Source organism: Acetivibrio cellulolyticus CD2, from assembly GCF_000179595.2.
Taxonomy (GTDB): Bacteria; Bacillota; Clostridia; order Acetivibrionales; family Acetivibrionaceae; genus Acetivibrio; species Acetivibrio cellulolyticus.
The window spans coordinates 1,576,480-1,593,438 of record NZ_JH556653.1; the positions used below are offsets into that span (position 1 = coordinate 1,576,480).

A 16,959-nucleotide genomic window follows, 5' to 3' on the forward strand; every position below is an offset into this window, starting at 1 on the left:
TTGTGTAAATACATATTCTACATCCTCATTCTACATTTCCCGGGAAATATCAACATTCAATTCAATAAATCTCTTCTTATTCGACAACATTCAAATTAAATAAATAGTAATAAAAAATAGCCATGAAAACATCATAGCTATTTCAAAAAGTACTCTATTAAATTGCCATTTCAAACTATTTTCCTGATTTCTTTTCATCCTTATAAAAACCCGCAGCAGTTTGCGCGTATTTTTTAAGCTTCTCATATACCAGATAATTTATCGTTCCTGCAGGATAAGTTCCATCCTTTTTCTTTTCTCCTGCTTTTATGCCTGTGAGGATTTCAATACCTTCATCTATCGTTTTTACTGCATAGATGCTGAACATTCCTTCCTTGACAGCCTCAATAACTTCATCATTCAAAACAAGATTTTTTATGTTCTGATACGGTATTATAACCCCATGCTTGCCATTTAAGCCACGTAACTTACACAGTTCAAAGAAGCCTTCAATCTTTTCTATAGCACCGCCGATCGGTTGAATCTCTCCTTTCTGATTCACAGAACCGGTTACTGCTATATACTGCTTTATAGGCACATCCGCCAGACTCGAAAGTACGGCATACAATTCTGCACTCGATGCACTGTCTCCATCCACACCCCCATACAATTGCTCAAAACAAAGACTGGCGGTCAGAGTCAATGGAATCTCCTGTGCAAATTTTTGACCAATATATCCGCTTAGTATAAATACACCCTTCGAATGGGATGTACCACTCATTTCTACTTCTCTCTCAATATTTACAATTCCTCTTTCACCCATAAACGTATTTGCTGTTATTCTTGATGGCTTACCAAAGGAATAGTCTCCCATATCAAGAATTGTAAGACCATTTATTTGTCCAACCACTTCACCCTCGGTGTCCAATATAATTGTGCCATCCTCTAGACTTTCAAGAATCTTTTTATCATACTTGTTTGACCTGAATATCTTCTCAGCAATAGCCTTTTTTACATGTTCGGCTCCAACCAGGCTGCATCCTTCAATATCAGCCCACGCACAAGATTCAGACAATATCTCTACTATATCATTAAATTTAGTTGAAAGCTTTGTCTGATCCTCCACAAGTCGCGAGCTATATTCTACAACCTTCGCAACTCCAGTTTTATCATAGTGCAAAGTGCCCTCCCTATTGCAGAAGGAGTTTATAAATCTGGCCAACTTTTTCGTGCTTTCCTTATTCCTATCCATTTCAGCATCAAAATCAGCTTTAATTTTGAATAGCTTCTTAAAATCCTCATCAAACTCATATAATGCCTGATAAAGATATTCACTTCCAACTAAAATTACTTTTATTTCAACAGGTATAGGTTCTGGCTTTAGAGTAGAAACCGCAACAAGCCCCATTTGCTCCTTCATATTTTCAATAGCAATCTGCTTAGTACGCAAGACTCTCTTTAGAAGCTCCCATGACTGTACATTGCTGAGAACATCCTTTGCCTGAAGAATTAAATATCCTCCGTTTGCCTGGTGGAACAATCCACCCTTTATCATGGTATAATCGGTAGTCATTGTCCCAAACTCATTTTCGTACTCCAATTTCCCAAGCAGATTAAAAAATGTAGGGTTAAAATCAACTATCACGGGTTCGCCCTTAAGTTTACTATTATCAACCAGCAGATTTACTCTGTACTTGTCTGTCGGTGAACCTTCAGAACTGCGTATCCATGGAATTAACAACTGTTGCTGATCATCACCATAATCCTCTTCTCTGAAATCATCCAGATTCTTAAGTATATCTTCCTGAATATTTTCCAGATAATCGGTAACCTTTTTATAATCCTGGTATTTCTCCTTAAGGTCATTTATGTGCATACCTACAGCAAATAATGCAATCTTATTTTCCCACTCGGATACTTTTTCTTCTGCTTCCTTTTCTATTGCCTTAATTTTTCTGATTATATCTATGGTTTCAAGCTGTACTATATTAGACTTTTCAGTGATTTCATGTTTGAGTTTCTCATCAAGGTCTCCATACTCCTCTTCAGATATGGTTTTACCTTCTACAACTGGGAGAAAGTATATACCAGCATTAGTTGTCTTCACCTTGAAGCCTTGTTTTTCAGCATCCTCATTCAGCCTTTCCAAAAGATCATTTCTTCTAGTCTGATACTCTTTTGCTATAGATGTTTTTTCCCTCTCATAATCTTCACTGTCAAAAGCTCTTGAAATCTCAAGCTGCAAAACCTTTACGAAATCCTCCATATCACCCTGGAATATCTTACCAAGACCTGCGGGTAAATTTAGCGCAGAAGGTTGATTTGGATTGTTAAAGTTATATACATAACACCAATCATCAGGTGTTTTGGCTTTTTGGGCAATTTTTTTCACATAATTCTGAGCATAACTAGTCTTACCTGTTCCGGTAGATCCGCTCATAAAAATGTTATACCCTCTGGTCTTTATTTTTAGCCCAAATTGCAGGGCTTTTGTTGCTCTTTCCTGCCCGATAATATCCTCTAATGCATCAAGTTCAGAAGTATCATTAAACTTAAAGGAATTCGGGTCACATTCTTTCCTAAGCATCTTATAAGGTAAACCTTTTATTCGCGGCATAATGCTTCCCCCTTTGGCACTGCTTTTAAGCAATTTAAGTTTTTAAACCGTATTATCAAAATCTCAAGATCAAAATAAAGACATTAGCAGAACAAGAGTCTAAGACATTATATTCTACTAAAACTTAAGAAAATCCTTTTTTTATTGTGTATATTTGTGTCACATTTTAGCAGTTTTCAAATTAAATCATGCAGGCCTTATATTGCGTTTTCTTTCCACATTATCATTGCATCTTCCTTATTATCTGCATAGTATTCCTTCCGAAAGCCTTCAACTTTAAATCCGAATTTAGTATACAAGTTTTGTGCTGGAATATTACTCCGTCTGACTTCAAGAGTCAGCCTTGCAATATCTTCCTTTATTGACAGGTCAATCAAGTTCCTTACCAGCATAAAACCTACACCATTTCTTCTATACTCAGGATGAACTGCAACATTTGTTATATGCCCTTCATCGCAAACTTTCCATAAACCGGCATAACCAACCGTTTTCCCATCTATTTTAGCTATAATATATCTTGCAAACTTATTATTTGTGACTTCCTCAATAAAGGCTTGCTTTGACCATGGAATTGCAAAGCTAAGCTTCTCTACCACCATCACCTCATCAATTTCATCTGACGTTAAGCGAGATACTTCAATTTTATATAAGCTCATTATTTTTCACCTTTTCCGCAGAGTTTCTTTTCTAACTCTCTTTCCGCCTGAGATTTTCTCAAATAGAAGGGCACCAATTCAAAACTACTCTCCGTCTTCCCGTCCTTAGCCATCTTAAGTGCAATTTCTGCCACTGATGACGCTCTTTGAAGTCTCACGCTCAAAGGTGCAAACTCACAATTTCCGTCAAGTTCCGATATGAAGAAATCTTTATGTAAATCGATCGCATCTCCTGTAAATATTACTTTCCTGTTCTTTTCCTTTATAATTTGTACCAACTCGGATACAGGTACTCCTATATACTCTGTAATCCTCTCGATCTTATTATCCTTGGTTTCGTATAGTGCTGTAAACACCTGATTGTTTCTGGCATCCAAAATCGGACAAATAATCAAACTGCTTGTAACAACATTATATGCCAAAGCATCTAATGTTGGAACACCGATTACCGGTTTCGACGTTGCATAAGCCATAGCTTTTGCCGTTGTAACACCGATTCTTAATCCGGTAAAAGAGCCTGGACCTATTGACGCTGCGAAAACATCAATATCCGCAGGCTTAATCTCCAAATCAGTTAGTATTTCTTTAACCATGACCATAAGCTTTTGTGAATGTGTCTTCTTATTATTTAATGAATACTCACCTAAAAGCTTTTCGCCATCCATTAATGCAACTGCAGCAACTACTGTAGACGTATCAATAGCAAGTACTTTCATATTAAAAACCTCTCATAATATATCATTAATATTTCAGGTATTTCTTTATTTAGAGTTTTAATCTATCAATGTAACCTTCGTACTTTTCACCTTGAAAATCAATAGAAATCTCTCTTGTATCCACACCGGAGGCAAGATCCTTGCTTATTTTCACCCATATAAGGTCATCAGGCAGAATACCTTTTATCAATTCAGCCCACTCAATGACAACTACACCCTCACCATAAAGATATTCCTCAAAACCAATATCATACATCTCTTCCGGGTCAGAAATCCTGTAGACATCAAAATGGTAAAGCGGAACTTCTGTCTTGTATTCGTTCACAATGGTGAAAGTAGGACTGGTTATATAATCTTCTATACCAAGAGCACTGGCTATTCCATTGGTAAGTGCTGTTTTACCGGTGCCCAAATCACCGGTCAGGCATACTACATCACCTCTGTTTAAAATGCTTCCAAGCGCCCTGCCAACTTGCGTAGTTTCATCTGCAGAATAGGTTTTAATTTGTTTCATCGTCTTTCCTTTCATATACTACCCGTCCATTTATAATAGTAGTAACAACCCTTGTCTTAAGCTCCAACGGAGGTCCATCCATTATTATTACATCGGCATCCTTTCCAGGTTCAAGGCTACCAACCCTTTTATCAATCTCTGTCAGCTCTGCAGCATTGATTGTTATAGCTTTAATCGCATCTTCTTCATTCATACCCTCCCTTACTGCAAGTGCAGCAGAAAGAGACAGATATTGGATAGGAACACAGGGATGATCTGTCATAATTGCTGTCTTAACACCCGACTTTGCCAGTATACCCGGAGCTTTAACACTTAAGTTTCTAAGTTCTACCTTTGATCTGTCTGAAATCATCGGACCGACAATTACAGGAACTCCTTCCTCAACCAAAATTTCTTTAATAAGGTGTCCCTCAGTACAATGCTCTATAGTAATCCTTATATCAAACTCCTTGGCAATCCTTATTGCAGTAATTATATCATCTGCTCTATGGGCATGCGCCTTTACCGGAATTTCCTTATTGAGCACCTTCAGTAGGGCTTCAAATTTCATATCATACTCGGGCTTGTCCACATTTTCCTTATCATTGTTATATTCGTCAAGAAGCTCCTTATACTCTTTTGCCTTCAAAAGACTTTCCCTCAAGATTGCAGCCGTTGCCATACGTGTTGATGGAGCCTGTTTTCTTTCATTGTAAACTGTTTTTGGATTTTCGCCTAATGCAACCTTTATTGCAACAGGATCTTTGACTATCATTTCTTCTATACGTTTTCCATAAGTCTTTAATGCAACAAACTGCCCGCCTATTACATTTGCACTTCCCGGTCCCGTTACAACCGTAGTAACTCCGCTTTCTAAAGCTTCCCTAAAACATCTGTCAAGATGATATACGGCATCAATTGCGCGCAAATGGGGAGTTACAGGGTCTGTCATTTCATTTCCATCGTCCCCTTCAAATCCAATAGAATCCTCCCACATCCCTACATGACAGTGGGCATCAATAAATCCCGGAAGCACATATTTACCTTCAGCATCTATAATATCCAAATCCTTCATATTCTTAAAACTTTTCTTATTCCGGCCTACTTCAACTATTTTTCCCTCATCAATAAGAATGTATCCATTATCGTAATCAGTACCTGTCATTGTAAGTACCTTTCCGTTTCTTATAAGCAGCATATGACCTCCAACTAAACACAATTTATAGATTTATTATATTTATTATATTTTATTATAACGTTTCTATAATTACAATCAAAATCTCAAGGGCACTAAGCCAATTCCACTTTAGCACATTTGCTTTGCAGATTTCTTAAATCCTGGGTTCCAGGACACTTTATTGGCTACATTTACCGGTTAATATTTTAAAAGTTTTATACGAAAATCTAGCTATAGGTTTAAGTATAGGCTTCATAATTATGGGAGGTAGAAAATATATGAAAGGAAAGAAAAAAATTATTTTTCTTACTATTGTCTTTGTAATTGCAACACAGATGCTAATTGCAAATGCTGTAGGAATTAATATTGTCGATCTGGTAAGACAAAAAACGACTTCACTTGCAACTCAATCTGCACTCAACTCGAGTGACACACTCAAGCAGGCAAAACAGGAAACCCTGGAGGAAACCTCCGAATATGTTGATAATTATATAGGCGAAGTACAACAGACTCTGGATCAATATGCGAGCGCGGAAACTGAAGCTGCAAAGCTCAAGGTTAAACAAAAAGCTCAAGAAGTAAAAGATGCGCTTGAGGCTAGCAAAACTGAAGCAATAGAAAGTGGTAAAACCCAAATCAAGATCAAAATTGATAAAGATTTAAACGATACGCTCTCTGAATTAGATGACCAGTTATCAATTAAAATCCAAGAAAAGTTTGGTAATTAGGGGATTTGTCCGTTTAAATAATTTTAAGCTTCAGGTGGAGACCTATGCTCCTGCCTGAAGTTTTTTTTATTCTACTTTTATGATAAGCTTATTTGACCCCAATATTCCACAAGAGTTACATAATATTTTTATACATTAGATAACCTGCCAGATAAACTCCCAATCCAATTGTGCTTATGATGCTAATCCACTTATCCGCTTCCTTACGATTTTCCCCAATCTCTCCTAGCATGACAAACATAGGTAGTGCGCATAACATGTACCTACTGCCGCTAATTAGCCAAGTTACTGAATAATTGACTATGGTATATACCAGTAGATATGCCGGATATACCAGCTTATGCCTTCTGATTCCATAAATCACTAGAGCAGCTGAAAGAATAAATATTAATGCCTCCGGTATCCAGACGGAAACCAGCATATTGTCTGCCTGCTGGAAGTTCAATGCGTATTTGAAAACATCATTTACAGTGTTGGCAAAATAAGTATTTATATGGCCCCAGTGTTCCCTTTGATAGACCATAAATTGGAATGGGTTTCCATCCACTTTATAATTAATATATAGATAAATCAACGGACCAATTAGCATAAGCAGAATACAAAATCCGGCGGTAAAAAACCATTTGAACAGGTCTTTGATTTTTCTGTCCCTAATCATTTGAAACGGCTTATAGTATGTAAAGAATTCAATACCTGCAACACCAATCATCAAAATTCCATGCAGTCTGGTAAGAGACGCCAGAATTCCCATCATAGCCACCGCAAGCCAATTATGACGCTTAATGTAATAAAATGCTGCCGCCGTTGTGCAGAAAAACAAACTTTCTGTCATTACCCCGCCAAAGAAGAAGGAAAACGGAAATATGGACAAATAAATAAATGCCTTCTTAGCAATAGATTTCCCATATTCTTCGGCAACCAAAGCGTAGAAGTAGCAGGATCCTATACAATAACTGAGAACAGAAACCGCCAGCGCTGCCATCTGATAATCTCTGATCACATAATGCATCATGCGAATGGCTGCCGGGTATAATGGAAAAAACACCAAAAATAAATGCTTACCCTCTACAATACAATTGCTATATCCCTTACTTGCCAAATCTATATAGTTCGAGGAATCCCATCTAATCCAACTTTCTAAAAAGCTGTTGAAGGTATAGACAGTACCTCCGTCCATAAAAAGCCTGCTGCTTATTGCGCCATATAAATAAATAATTAGCCGTATGCCCAAAGCCCACAAAAACACCTTTGCTATCTGCTTTTTGTCAACCGTTTCGCCTGTATATGTTTTTGGTTCAGCTGTAATCCAGTTAAAAATTCTAATATTAGGCATAGCCAGTCCTGCCTGATTCAAAAAGCGAATACTCCAAACCACAATTATTAGAACCAAAACTCCGGTTACTACATAATTAAACATTGCTTCTCCTCCTGGGTAAAAATGCGTGAAAACACAAAAACAGCATAGCTAAATAAGACCTTGATAATACGTATTTCGACTTTATTGTAAGTTTTTCACTATAAAAATATTATACTGTTAAAGAATTTGAAACGCAACCTTCTCATGCTCTTTTTGTTCCATCTTTTACTGTTGAAATATTGCAGGTTCTTTTTATTGCAGCAATTAAGTCTTCTGCTTTTATCTCAAGACGTCCTTCACTTGTTGCAATCATTGCAGCTTCGTTAAGTATCGTTTCAATCTGTGAGCAGCTTAACCCCTCAAACTTGGATGCCACTTCCTCTATTGATATACCAGCTTCTAATTTCTTGTCTTTTGTATAGATTCTAATCAATTCTATCCTCGTATTAAAGTCAGGATACGGAACAGTGTATTTTTTATCAAATCTTCCCGCACGAACCAGTGCTTCATCAAGTGCCCTATAGTTATTAGTTGCAGCAATGACCATAACTCCGCTTTCACGTGTAAAACCATCCAGTTCGTTCAGCATTGCTGTTATAAGTCTGTTATTTTCCTTATCAATGCCTGTCCCGGAAAAATTTCTCTTCTCACCTATTCCGTCAAATTCATCAATAAATATAATACAAGGCTTGTTAGCACGAGCTTTCTTAAAAAGTGACTTAATTTTGCTTGGACCAATGGACATAATTGCACTTTGAAAATCCGTTGCCTTTGTTGCAATAAAATTTACATCTGCTTCTCCGGCAAGTGCCCTTGCAAATAAAGTCTTTCCATTCCCAGGATTCCCTTCAAGCATTATTCCATTTATCTGACGTATACCCTTAGCCCCATACTCTTTAGGATGTTTTAAGATGTCTACGGCCTGAAGCATATCCTTTTTCAATGCCTCCATGCCTGCAACATCTGAAAACCTCGTTTCACTGTGTCGGATTACTTTAAATGCACTCATATAATTTTTCAATTTAAATATCGCAAATATTATAACTCCGAAAAAAAGCACGTTAAAAATTATATCTGTAATTCTAACAATAATTTCATCCATACTTTCTTCATTTTCTACTTTAACTCCGTTAAGGAGTAGAAATTCTTTAAACGAATCCAGCTCTGGATTATCTGTACGGTAATCTGTTTTTTCTCCTTCCAGATAAAACCTTACCTCGTTTTCACCTATTTGCGCAGAAGCTACATCTCCCTTTTCCACATGACTGTAAAAATCCTTATAAGACATATATTCCGCATTATCAGTATTAAAATAGAAAGCTATACCAGCAGCAATGATTGCAAGTATAACTATTGACATAATTACTATCAGTTTCTTCTTCACAATTCTTCACCTTTATTTCTTCTAATTATTCAATACTGCCGTACTACTATTGAATTTCCTATAATTATATCCCAAACTTTTCAACTTGAAAACGAATAATTTTCACCCCAATATATTGATAATTGTCCGTAAAAAACAAAACCCAGAAACCTTGTGATTTCTGGGCCTTGATATTCCATTTTGTAAAAAATTATCTCTTTGAGAACTGTGGCGCTCTTCTTGCTTTCTTGAGACCGTATTTCTTTCTTTCCTTCATTCTTGGGTCTCTAGTGAGGAAGCCAGCCTTCTTTAATACAGGTCTTAACTCTTCATCAGCCTTTAAAAGGGCTCTTGAAATACCGTGTCTTATAGCACCCGCCTGTCCAGTGTAACCTCCACCTATAACTTTGCAGATTACATCGAACTTGCTTCCTGTATCTGTGAGCGCTAATGGCTGCTTAACAATAACTTTCAATGTTTCCAATCCGAAATAAGTATCAAGGTCTCTATCATTTATAGTAACTTTTCCTTCTCCAGGAACAAGTCTAACTCTTGCAATAGATTTTTTTCTTCTTCCAGTTCCGTAGTACTGTACCTTTGCCATAAAATTCTACTCCTCCTTCCTTAATTATAATATTTCGAGTTTTTCAGGTTTTTGAGCCTGATGCTCATGTTCAGTACCTTTGTAAACTTTTAATTTTCTGAACATTGCTCTTCCAAGACTATTATGTGGAAGCATACCCTTAATAGCTATTTCAACAGCTCTTTCAGGTTTTTCCTGCATAAAAATTCTGTACTTGATTTCCTTTAATCCTCCAGGATAAAGTGAATGGTGTCTGTACATCTTCTGCTCCAACTTCTTTCCTGTGAGAAGAACCTTCTCTGCATTCACCACTATTACATGATCACCTGTATCAACATGTGGAGTATACTCAGGTTTATTCTTTCCTCTTAAAATCTTTGCAACTTCGCTAGCCAATCTTCCAAGTGGTTTGCCTTCGGCGTCAACAATGTACCACTTTCTTTGAACTTCATGGTCTTTTGCCATAAAAGTCTTCATTCGAATCCGAACCTCCTTAAAACAATCGTAAAAAATATTTATAAAAATAAACTTTTAGTTCAGTGATTAGTGAACCAAATTTTCGACACTTAATTATTTTAATACAGTCCTAAATTAGTGTCAAGTGTATTTTATTGTTTTTTTAATTTATCTTGTATTTCCTTTGCTTTTTTACCCTTATTTAACCTATACTCTCTTATAATCGTTCGCCATTTCACTTTTTTTACATTACAAATAAAGGCTTCAAACGGTTGCTATCAAAGCGCTTAACATTCTTTTATATCAGCATTACGCAATTCATCAAATTATTAACCTTATACCTACCTTGCAGGCACCAAACTGTAATTATAGTTAGGTTTATACAAAAGCCGACTGGAAAAGGTGGAAAGGCATCATTCCCGTATATAAGATTACCAAACTATATGTCATTACCAGAAATGAGCTTTGTTATGAAGCTGCTTTCTGGGCGAAAACGAAAGCGGATGATATAGTTGGGAGATTAAAGAACATGCTTCCATGGATTATTGTTGGATACTCAAAGGATATAAAGAAGTTGTTTGACTCCGACTTTGAAAATCTCGTTAGACAGGTTGATAATGATTTTAGCTTATATCGTAAAGTATAGACTTACTGATTAAGTTTACCTATCCCTATTCATAGTACACTTCGACAAGATACAATCCCTGAGGCGGGGCTGTCCTTCCAGCCCTTTTCCTGTCACAGCTTTCTATAATGCCAGGAATCTCTTCTGCCTTTATTCTCCCCATTCCAACGTCAACCAGCGTTCCAACCATAATTCTTACCATGTTGTATAAAAAGCCGTCTCCGGATACTTCAAACCAAATGTTATCTTCGGCCCTTGATAGATTTACATCAAAGATTGTCCTTACAGAGGTTTTCACACTGCTTCCCGTTGCCTTGAATGCTGAAAAGTCATGCGTCCCTTTGAAAAAAGGTATAGCCTTTTTCATGCTATCCATATCCAAATTATGAGATACATGATAGGACCTGTTTCTGAATATAGCGGACGGAAAACTTGAGTTATAAATCAAGTATCTGTACTTCTTACCTTTTGCACAATACCTGGCATGAAAATCCATACTTACTTCTTCCGACTTTCTTATAATAATATCTTCGGGAAGCATCCTGTTTAAAGCATACGAAAATCTGTCATGCGGAATATTAGACTTTGTAAAAAAGTTTGCTACTTGCCCATATGCATGAACCCCTTGATCTGTCCTGCTTGAACCGTTAATATTTATTACTTCTCCGGTTAATCCATAGATTGCCTTCTCAACTGTTTCCTGCACTGTTTTGGCATTTGACTGGCTCTGCCAACCGTGATAATTGGTTCCGTCGTATTCAATTATTAACTTGACGTTTTTCATTGTTTTAACCTCTTTCATTTCGTTTATTCCATAAAGCAGGCGCAATTAAAGGACACATATCATGTGCCCCCTAAAAAGCTCTAAGGGGCATTGCCCCTTTCGCTTCAACCTCTTAATGAATAACTGAAATATTAGCCAAATCAAAATTATAGTGTTCCATAACGCAACTTATTTCATTCAATAGTTTACATTTTCCCAAGCATAGCTGCTCCAATTACTCCTGCATCATTTCCCATCAATGCAGTCTTAATTTGTGTCTGTGGAATTTCTTCCCTGCTAAATACCCCTGCGCTGACCAATTCTCTCAGTGGCTTAAGCAGGTACTCACCTTCCTTACAAACTCCACCGCCAATGACGACTACTTCAGGCATAAAGATATTTATAACATTTATAAGTCCTTCAGCTATATATTTTATATACTGTTTAACAACTCTATCGCCAACTTCATCACCCTGCTTTGCTGCGTCAAAAGCAGTCTTTGCATTTATTTTTGAATAATCACCATCAATAAGCTTGTTAATTATAGAATTGGGGTTCTCCTTAGCTGCTTTTTCAGTCTGCCTTATTAATGCAGTAGCTGAAGCATATGTTTCCCAACAACCTTTTCTTCCGCAAGTACACTGCACTCCGTCGCAATTTATAATCATATGGCCGATTTCTGCACCAGCATAGTTAAATCCACTGTAAATCTTACCATCAATAATTATTCCGCCGCCAATACCTGTTCCCAGTGTAATTGTAACAGAATGTTTTGCACCCTTTGCACTTCCTGCAACGCCTTCTGCAAGTGCTGCACAGTTTGCATCATTATCCAGAAATACAGGCAGATTGATATACTTTTGCATTTCTGCCCTCAAAGGAACATTTCTAAAGTTCAGATTACCGCTGAATATAAGTACACCTTCGTCACAATTTGGAGTACCAGGACTTCCGATACCAATATTCTTTACCTCTTCTATACTTACACCTGCTCCTTTAATTACTCTTAAAGTCAGGTCAGCCATATCCTTTACAATCTCTGTATAATGTCTTTCCCTGTAAGTTGGAATGCTTTCCTGATAAATAATTTTTCCTTCATCATTAACCAGACCTGCAGCAATATTCGTTCCACCAAGATCAATCCCCACGTAATACATAACTATCCTCCCAAATTTATTGATAATTGATTTATTTTACAATTCATATGTATTCAGACAACTGTAAATGTACACAAATAATTATACAAGCAAATTTAAGTCTTGTACATATATTATATACTTAGTATTTCAGTTACTCCAAAAAATTGCTATTTCAACTATTAGCACTACTACAGATACCAGTACATCAACTCTTGAAAAACTTAACTCCTTCATTCTTGTTCTTCCAATTCCACCTCTGTAGCACCTCGCATTCATTGCATCTGCAAGTTCATCAGCCCTCCTGAAAGCACTTACAAATAACGGTACTAATATAGGAACAAAGCTTTTAGCCCTCTGAACGATATTACCTGAATCGAAATCAGCCCCCCTTGATGTCTGGGCTTTCATAATCTTATCAGTTTCCTCCAGCAGCGTGGGTATAAACCTTAGTGCAATTGTCATCATCAATGCAAATTCGTGTACCGGGACTTTTATACGTTTTAAGGGTCCAAACAGTCTCTCTATTCCATCAGTAAGAGCTATTGGTGTAGTTGTCAACGTAAGCAGTGAAGTACTTATGACAAGTAAGGAAAGCCTTAGTGCCATTTTTGCTGCCAAATCCAATCCTTCAATAGTAATTGTAATAAATTTAAATTTGAAAATGGCTGTCCCGGGAGTAAAAAAGATATTCATAATTGCTGCAAAAACAACAATAAACATAATGGGCTTGAGGCCCTTTAAAGTATACTTCACCGGTATTTTTGAAACAATGATGGCAAAAAAGCTGAATATTGCAAACAGTAAAAAAGCTGTATAAGATTCTATAACCAATATCGTTATCATAAATACTATTGTCAACACAATTTTAACTCTTGGGTCTGTCCTGTGTATAATTGATTCCCCCGGAAAGTACTGACCCAGTGTTATATCTTTTATCATCGTCTTTCCACCTTAATGCTTCCTTAAGTATTTGATAAGTTCGGCCTTTGCCTCGTTTACGGTAAAAATATTTTCATTTATTTCAGGTATATAATTTTTGATTTTCTTCATAAAGTATGTTATCTGAGGTACCGACAAGCCGATTGTCTCAAGTCTTTCAGCTTGCTTAAAAATCTCTGAAGGAGCTCCATCCATTTCAACAGCTCCCATATTCATGACTATAACCCTTTTCACCAGCCTAGCTATATCTTCCATACTGTGCGATACAAGAATCACTGTAATCCCCAGCTTCTTATGTAGATTTGAAATTAACTCATATATATCATCTCTACCCTTTGGATCAAGACCTGCGGTTGGTTCATCAAGTACAAGTATTTTCGGCTCAAGGACCAAAACACCGGCAATGGCAACTCTTCTCTTTTGCCCTCCTGATAACTCAAAAGGTGACTTAAATAAAACTTCATCCCTAAGTCCTACCGTTTGGATGACTTCATTGACTTTTTCTTCAATCTTTACCTTCTCAATACCTCTTTTCTCTAAGCCAAACGCTATATCCTTAAAAACTGTCTCTTCAAATAATTGATGCTCAGGATATTGAAATACGATACCAACCTGGTTTCTCAGTTCTTTTGTATTCTTTCTAGATATACCAAAACCCTCTACATATATGCTGCCACCTGCCGGCTTAAGAAGTCCGTTCAGGTGTTGAATAAGCGTTGATTTACCAGATCCCGTGTGCCCTATAATACCAAGAAACTCACCATCAGCAATATCAATATTTATACTATCAAGTGCTTTTTTCTCAAACGGAGTTCCCTTCGCATAAATATATGAAAGGTTCTCTACTTTAATTGCCATTATGCCTCCAAATACCTTTTACCTATTCTTCTAAAATTTCAAAAGCCTTTATTTATACTGCATATGTTATAAGTCGCTTTTCATTTATTAAAGCAGTGTTTATACTTCTATTTAAATTTCTACAACAACGCATTATAATATTTATACACTTTTTAGCGTATTACTTCAAGCCTGTAATACTAATGTTTAAAAAAAGATTATTGCCCTTTAATCTGCTAATTGTGCTCTGTATCCCAACTCTTTTAGGACATAAGTGGCTTAGTACATATAATCTCATTTAAAATATTATGAAAGGCTAGAAATTAGTAATGTTAAAATGCACTAGTTATGTGCTATAATCAAGTGTATCTTTTACAATATTGAGCTTAGTGATAGTAAACTATATGTTTTACTACTGTTTTTACTTAGAGCTTTAGTGACCTTAAACAGTTACTTAAAAAAGTGGAAATAATATTTTCACTATCCTTATATCAATTTGGAAAGATTAATAGTAAATGCTTTTGTAAATTATAAATCTTGACATATAAATGCTTTCTTAGCAAATGGAGGAATTATGGCTAAAGTTTTATTGGTTAAAGGCAAGGAAGAAAGAGTTTTATCAGGACATCCCTGGATTTTTAAGAGCGATATTGATAGAATAATGGGCAATCATCGGAATGGAGAAATTGTAGATGTATACAGCAGTCGTAATAGATTTTTAGGCAGAGGTTATTTAAATACCAAATCTCAAATTTCCTTAAGAATGATGACTTATGAACAGGAAGAAATAAATTACGATTTTTTGTATAAAAGAGTCCTCTCCGCATGGGAATATAGAAAAAGAGTCGCGGATATAAATAGCTGTAGAGTTATATTTGCAGAATCGGATTTTTTACCTGGACTCATTGTAGACAAGTTTTCGGATTACCTTGTCGTACAAACGCTTACACTTGGAATTGACAGATTTAAAGATGATATAGTAAAGATCCTGAATGAAATAATTAATCCAATAGGTATATTTGAAAGGAATGATGTACCTGTTAGAGAGCTTGAAGGACTTAACCAGCAAAAAGGATTCCTCAAAGGTCCTTTTGATACGAATGTCGAAATGGTTGAAAATGGAGTTAAATTCTTAGTTGATGTTGAAAACGGCCAAAAGACAGGTTTTTTCCTTGACCAAAAAGAGAACAGAGCTGCCCTAAAGCCTTTTGTAAAAGATGCCAAGGTTTTAGACTGCTTTTCACATACAGGTTCATTTGCTCTTCATGCCGGTTATTATGGTGCTTCAAATGTACTTGGAATAGATATTTCTGACCACGCAGTAGAATGTGCATCAAGAAATGCTAAATTAAATAATCTTGATGGAGTGTGCACATTTGAAGCTGCCAACACATTTGACAAGCTAAGAGAATTTTATGACACCAATGAGCAATTTGATACTATAATATTAGACCCTCCTGCCTTTACTAAAACCAGAGGTGCAGTTGAAGGAGCAGTAAGGGGCTATAAAGAAATAAATTTAAGAGCCATGAAGATAATTAAGCCAGGTGGCTTCCTTGTCACCTGTTCGTGCTCACACCATGTAGATTCGGATTTATTTATGGACATAATTTATAATGCTGCATATGACGCACGAAAGAATGTAAGACTTATTGAGTATCGTTCGCAGGCAAAAGATCATCCCATACTTCTTGCTTCGGAAGAAACTGAATATCTAAAATGTGCTATATTGCAGATATTCTAAGACAGTTATATCTAAGAATCCTCTTAGAGTGAACAGTTAAATTATAGATCAAGGAGGCTTCACTTATGGAGCATTATTACTCCCAAAACCCAAGTGTATCACATGATGAAAATAAAATTAATTACAAGCTGAATAACATTGAACTTGAATTTATAACTGATGCAGGAGTGTTCTCTAAGAAAAAAGTAGATTTTGGAAGCGACCTCCTCATTAATTCCATACCGCAAATTACCGGGGAAATACTTGATATCGGTTGTGGGTATGGAGTAATAGGCATTTCACTCTCTCGTTTATTTCCTTCTGCAAAGGTAACCATGATTGATATCAATGAAAGGGCTGTAGATTTGACAACCCGCAACATCAAACTCAATCATGCAAATAATGCTGGAGCTTTACAAAGTGATGGCTTCATAAACGTTACAGGGATGTTTGATGTGATTGTAAGCAATCCGCCTATTAGAACAGGTAAAAAAGTTATCTATCCTATATTTGAGCAAAGTATTAACTATCTTAACGCTAATGGATCTATATATATAGTAATACAGAAAAAGCAAGGCGCTAAGTCGGCTTTTGACAAACTTGAATCAATTTATGGGAACTGTGAAATGATAAACAAAGACGCAGGCTACTGGATACTAAAGAGTACAAAATTTGTTTGATTCATTTACTTTTAAATAACTGAAATATTACTTTGGATTTTCTCATGGATGGTTTCCCTTTGCTACTCTACTCGCCCGAATTTAGGCCATTTTTTCGAATTTCCCAAATAAAAAGGAAAGATATAGCT

The 16,959-nt window shown here is 36.3% G+C and carries 16 protein-coding genes; 3 read left to right on the forward strand and 13 right to left on the reverse strand.

The annotated features are described in order from the left end of the window. Positions 1-175: 175 nt before the first annotated feature. The 5 genes from ACECE_RS0208900 to ACECE_RS0208920 all read right to left on the reverse strand — a co-directional run bounded on the left by ACECE_RS0208900 (position 176) and on the right by ACECE_RS0208920 (position 5,659). A complete protein-coding gene (locus ACECE_RS0208900) occupies positions 176-2,596 on the reverse strand; it encodes a Lon protease family protein (RefSeq protein ID WP_010246728.1) in 2,421 nt (806 codons plus the stop codon). A 197-nt stretch (positions 2,597-2,793) separates the two neighbouring features. Beyond that, positions 2,794-3,252, reverse strand: a complete 459-nt coding sequence (rimI, locus tag ACECE_RS0208905; RefSeq protein ID WP_010246730.1) for a ribosomal protein S18-alanine N-acetyltransferase — start codon at positions 3,250-3,252, stop codon at positions 2,794-2,796. After that, the gene (gene tsaB / locus ACECE_RS0208910) at positions 3,252-3,968 is read right to left on the reverse strand and encodes a tRNA (adenosine(37)-N6)-threonylcarbamoyltransferase complex dimerization subunit type 1 TsaB (RefSeq protein ID WP_010246732.1); all 717 of its coding nucleotides are present in this window, start codon (positions 3,966-3,968) and stop codon (positions 3,252-3,254) included. The genes rimI and tsaB overlap by 1 nt, the downstream gene beginning before the upstream one ends. Positions 3,969-4,017: 49 nt before the next feature. Next, positions 4,018-4,482: a tRNA (adenosine(37)-N6)-threonylcarbamoyltransferase complex ATPase subunit type 1 TsaE gene (gene tsaE, locus ACECE_RS0208915; protein ID WP_010246734.1), complete on the reverse strand. Its 465-nt coding sequence runs from the start codon at positions 4,480-4,482 to the stop codon at positions 4,018-4,020. Beyond that, the gene (locus ACECE_RS0208920) at positions 4,469-5,659 is read right to left on the reverse strand and encodes an amidohydrolase (RefSeq protein ID WP_010246736.1); all 1,191 of its coding nucleotides are present in this window, start codon (positions 5,657-5,659) and stop codon (positions 4,469-4,471) included. Before ACECE_RS0208920 ends, tsaE begins: the two co-directional genes overlap by 14 nt. 257 nt (positions 5,660-5,916) lie before the next feature. On the opposite strand from ACECE_RS0208920, the gene ACECE_RS0208925 reads away from it, so the two are divergent. Next, complete coding sequence (locus ACECE_RS0208925) at positions 5,917-6,366, forward strand: hypothetical protein (protein ID WP_010246738.1); 450 nt, start codon at positions 5,917-5,919, stop codon at positions 6,364-6,366. A gap of 115 nt (positions 6,367-6,481) precedes the next feature. On the opposite strand, the gene ACECE_RS0208930 is transcribed toward ACECE_RS0208925, so the two are convergent. From ACECE_RS0208930 to ACECE_RS0208970, 8 genes are all read right to left on the reverse strand, one after another. Beyond that, the gene (locus ACECE_RS0208930) at positions 6,482-7,783 is read right to left on the reverse strand and encodes a hypothetical protein (protein WP_010246740.1); all 1,302 of its coding nucleotides are present in this window, start codon (positions 7,781-7,783) and stop codon (positions 6,482-6,484) included. Positions 7,784-7,925: 142 nt separating this feature from the next. Beyond that, positions 7,926-9,083 (reverse strand): ATP-binding protein, encoded by a 1,158-nt coding sequence (locus ACECE_RS0208935; RefSeq protein ID WP_040428276.1) that lies wholly within the window; start codon positions 9,081-9,083, stop codon positions 7,926-7,928. 214 nt (positions 9,084-9,297) lie between these two features. Next, positions 9,298-9,690 (reverse strand): 30S ribosomal protein S9, encoded by a 393-nt coding sequence (gene rpsI / locus ACECE_RS0208940; protein ID WP_010246744.1) that lies wholly within the window; start codon positions 9,688-9,690, stop codon positions 9,298-9,300. A gap of 24 nt (positions 9,691-9,714) precedes the next feature. After that, positions 9,715-10,146 carry a 50S ribosomal protein L13 gene (gene rplM, locus ACECE_RS0208945; protein ID WP_010246746.1) on the reverse strand — a complete coding sequence of 144 codons (432 nt, stop codon included), beginning with the start codon at positions 10,144-10,146 and terminating at the stop codon, positions 9,715-9,717. A 650-nt stretch (positions 10,147-10,796) separates the two neighbouring features. Further along, the gene (gene truA, locus ACECE_RS0208955; RefSeq protein WP_026073765.1) at positions 10,797-11,534 is read right to left on the reverse strand and encodes a tRNA pseudouridine(38-40) synthase TruA; all 738 of its coding nucleotides are present in this window, start codon (positions 11,532-11,534) and stop codon (positions 10,797-10,799) included. A gap of 185 nt (positions 11,535-11,719) precedes the next feature. Next, positions 11,720-12,670, reverse strand: a complete 951-nt coding sequence (locus tag ACECE_RS0208960) for an ROK family protein (RefSeq protein WP_010246750.1) — start codon at positions 12,668-12,670, stop codon at positions 11,720-11,722. Between the two features lie 129 nt (positions 12,671-12,799). Continuing rightward, entirely contained in the window at positions 12,800-13,591 is a 792-nt protein-coding gene (locus ACECE_RS0208965) for an energy-coupling factor transporter transmembrane component T family protein (RefSeq protein ID WP_010246752.1), read from the reverse strand. A gap of 12 nt (positions 13,592-13,603) precedes the next feature. Beyond that, the gene (locus ACECE_RS0208970) at positions 13,604-14,449 is read right to left on the reverse strand and encodes an energy-coupling factor transporter ATPase (protein ID WP_010246754.1); all 846 of its coding nucleotides are present in this window, start codon (positions 14,447-14,449) and stop codon (positions 13,604-13,606) included. 553 nt (positions 14,450-15,002) lie between these two features. Here ACECE_RS0208970 and ACECE_RS0208975 point away from each other — a divergent pair. Together ACECE_RS0208975 and ACECE_RS0208980 are read left to right on the forward strand one after the other, a co-directional pair. Further along, entirely contained in the window at positions 15,003-16,172 is a 1,170-nt protein-coding gene (locus ACECE_RS0208975; protein ID WP_010246756.1) for a class I SAM-dependent rRNA methyltransferase, read from the forward strand. 65 nt (positions 16,173-16,237) lie between these two features. Continuing rightward, entirely contained in the window at positions 16,238-16,831 is a 594-nt protein-coding gene (locus tag ACECE_RS0208980) for a class I SAM-dependent methyltransferase (RefSeq protein ID WP_010246758.1), read from the forward strand. Positions 16,832-16,959: the final 128 nt, after the last annotated feature.

Excerpts from the sequence above, each read along its gene's own strand:
- ACECE_RS0208965 (WP_010246752.1), bottom strand. The coding sequence starts at position 13,591 with ATGATAAAAGATATAACACTGGGTCAGTACTTTCCGGGGGAATCAATT.
- ACECE_RS0208930 (WP_010246740.1), bottom strand. The coding sequence starts at position 7,783 with ATGTTTAATTATGTAGTAACCGGAGTTTTGGTTCTAATAATTGTGGTT.
- rplM (WP_010246746.1), bottom strand. The coding sequence starts at position 10,146 with ATGAAGACTTTTATGGCAAAAGACCATGAAGTTCAAAGAAAGTGGTAC.
- ACECE_RS0208900 (WP_010246728.1), bottom strand. The coding sequence starts at position 2,596 with ATGCCGCGAATAAAAGGTTTACCTTATAAGATGCTTAGGAAAGAATGT.
- rpsI (WP_010246744.1), bottom strand. The coding sequence starts at position 9,690 with ATGGCAAAGGTACAGTACTACGGAACTGGAAGAAGAAAAAAATCTATT.
- ACECE_RS0208935 (WP_040428276.1), bottom strand. The coding sequence starts at position 9,083 with ATGTCAATAGTTATACTTGCAATCATTGCTGCTGGTATAGCTTTCTAT.
- truA (WP_026073765.1), bottom strand. The coding sequence starts at position 11,534 with ATGAAAAACGTCAAGTTAATAATTGAATACGACGGAACCAATTATCAC.
- ACECE_RS0208970 (WP_010246754.1), bottom strand. The coding sequence starts at position 14,449 with ATGGCAATTAAAGTAGAGAACCTTTCATATATTTATGCGAAGGGAACT.
- ACECE_RS0208960 (WP_010246750.1), bottom strand. The coding sequence starts at position 12,670 with ATGTATTACGTGGGGATTGATCTTGGTGGAACGAATATTGCTGCAGGT.
- ACECE_RS0208925 (WP_010246738.1), top strand. The coding sequence starts at position 5,917 with ATGAAAGGAAAGAAAAAAATTATTTTTCTTACTATTGTCTTTGTAATT.
- tsaE (WP_010246734.1), bottom strand. The coding sequence starts at position 4,482 with ATGAAACAAATTAAAACCTATTCTGCAGATGAAACTACGCAAGTTGGC.
- ACECE_RS0208980 (WP_010246758.1), top strand. The coding sequence starts at position 16,238 with ATGGAGCATTATTACTCCCAAAACCCAAGTGTATCACATGATGAAAAT.
- rimI (WP_010246730.1), bottom strand. The coding sequence starts at position 3,252 with ATGAGCTTATATAAAATTGAAGTATCTCGCTTAACGTCAGATGAAATT.
- ACECE_RS0208920 (WP_010246736.1), bottom strand. The coding sequence starts at position 5,659 with ATGCTGCTTATAAGAAACGGAAAGGTACTTACAATGACAGGTACTGAT.
- tsaB (WP_010246732.1), bottom strand. The coding sequence starts at position 3,968 with ATGAAAGTACTTGCTATTGATACGTCTACAGTAGTTGCTGCAGTTGCA.
- ACECE_RS0208975 (WP_010246756.1), top strand. The coding sequence starts at position 15,003 with ATGGCTAAAGTTTTATTGGTTAAAGGCAAGGAAGAAAGAGTTTTATCA.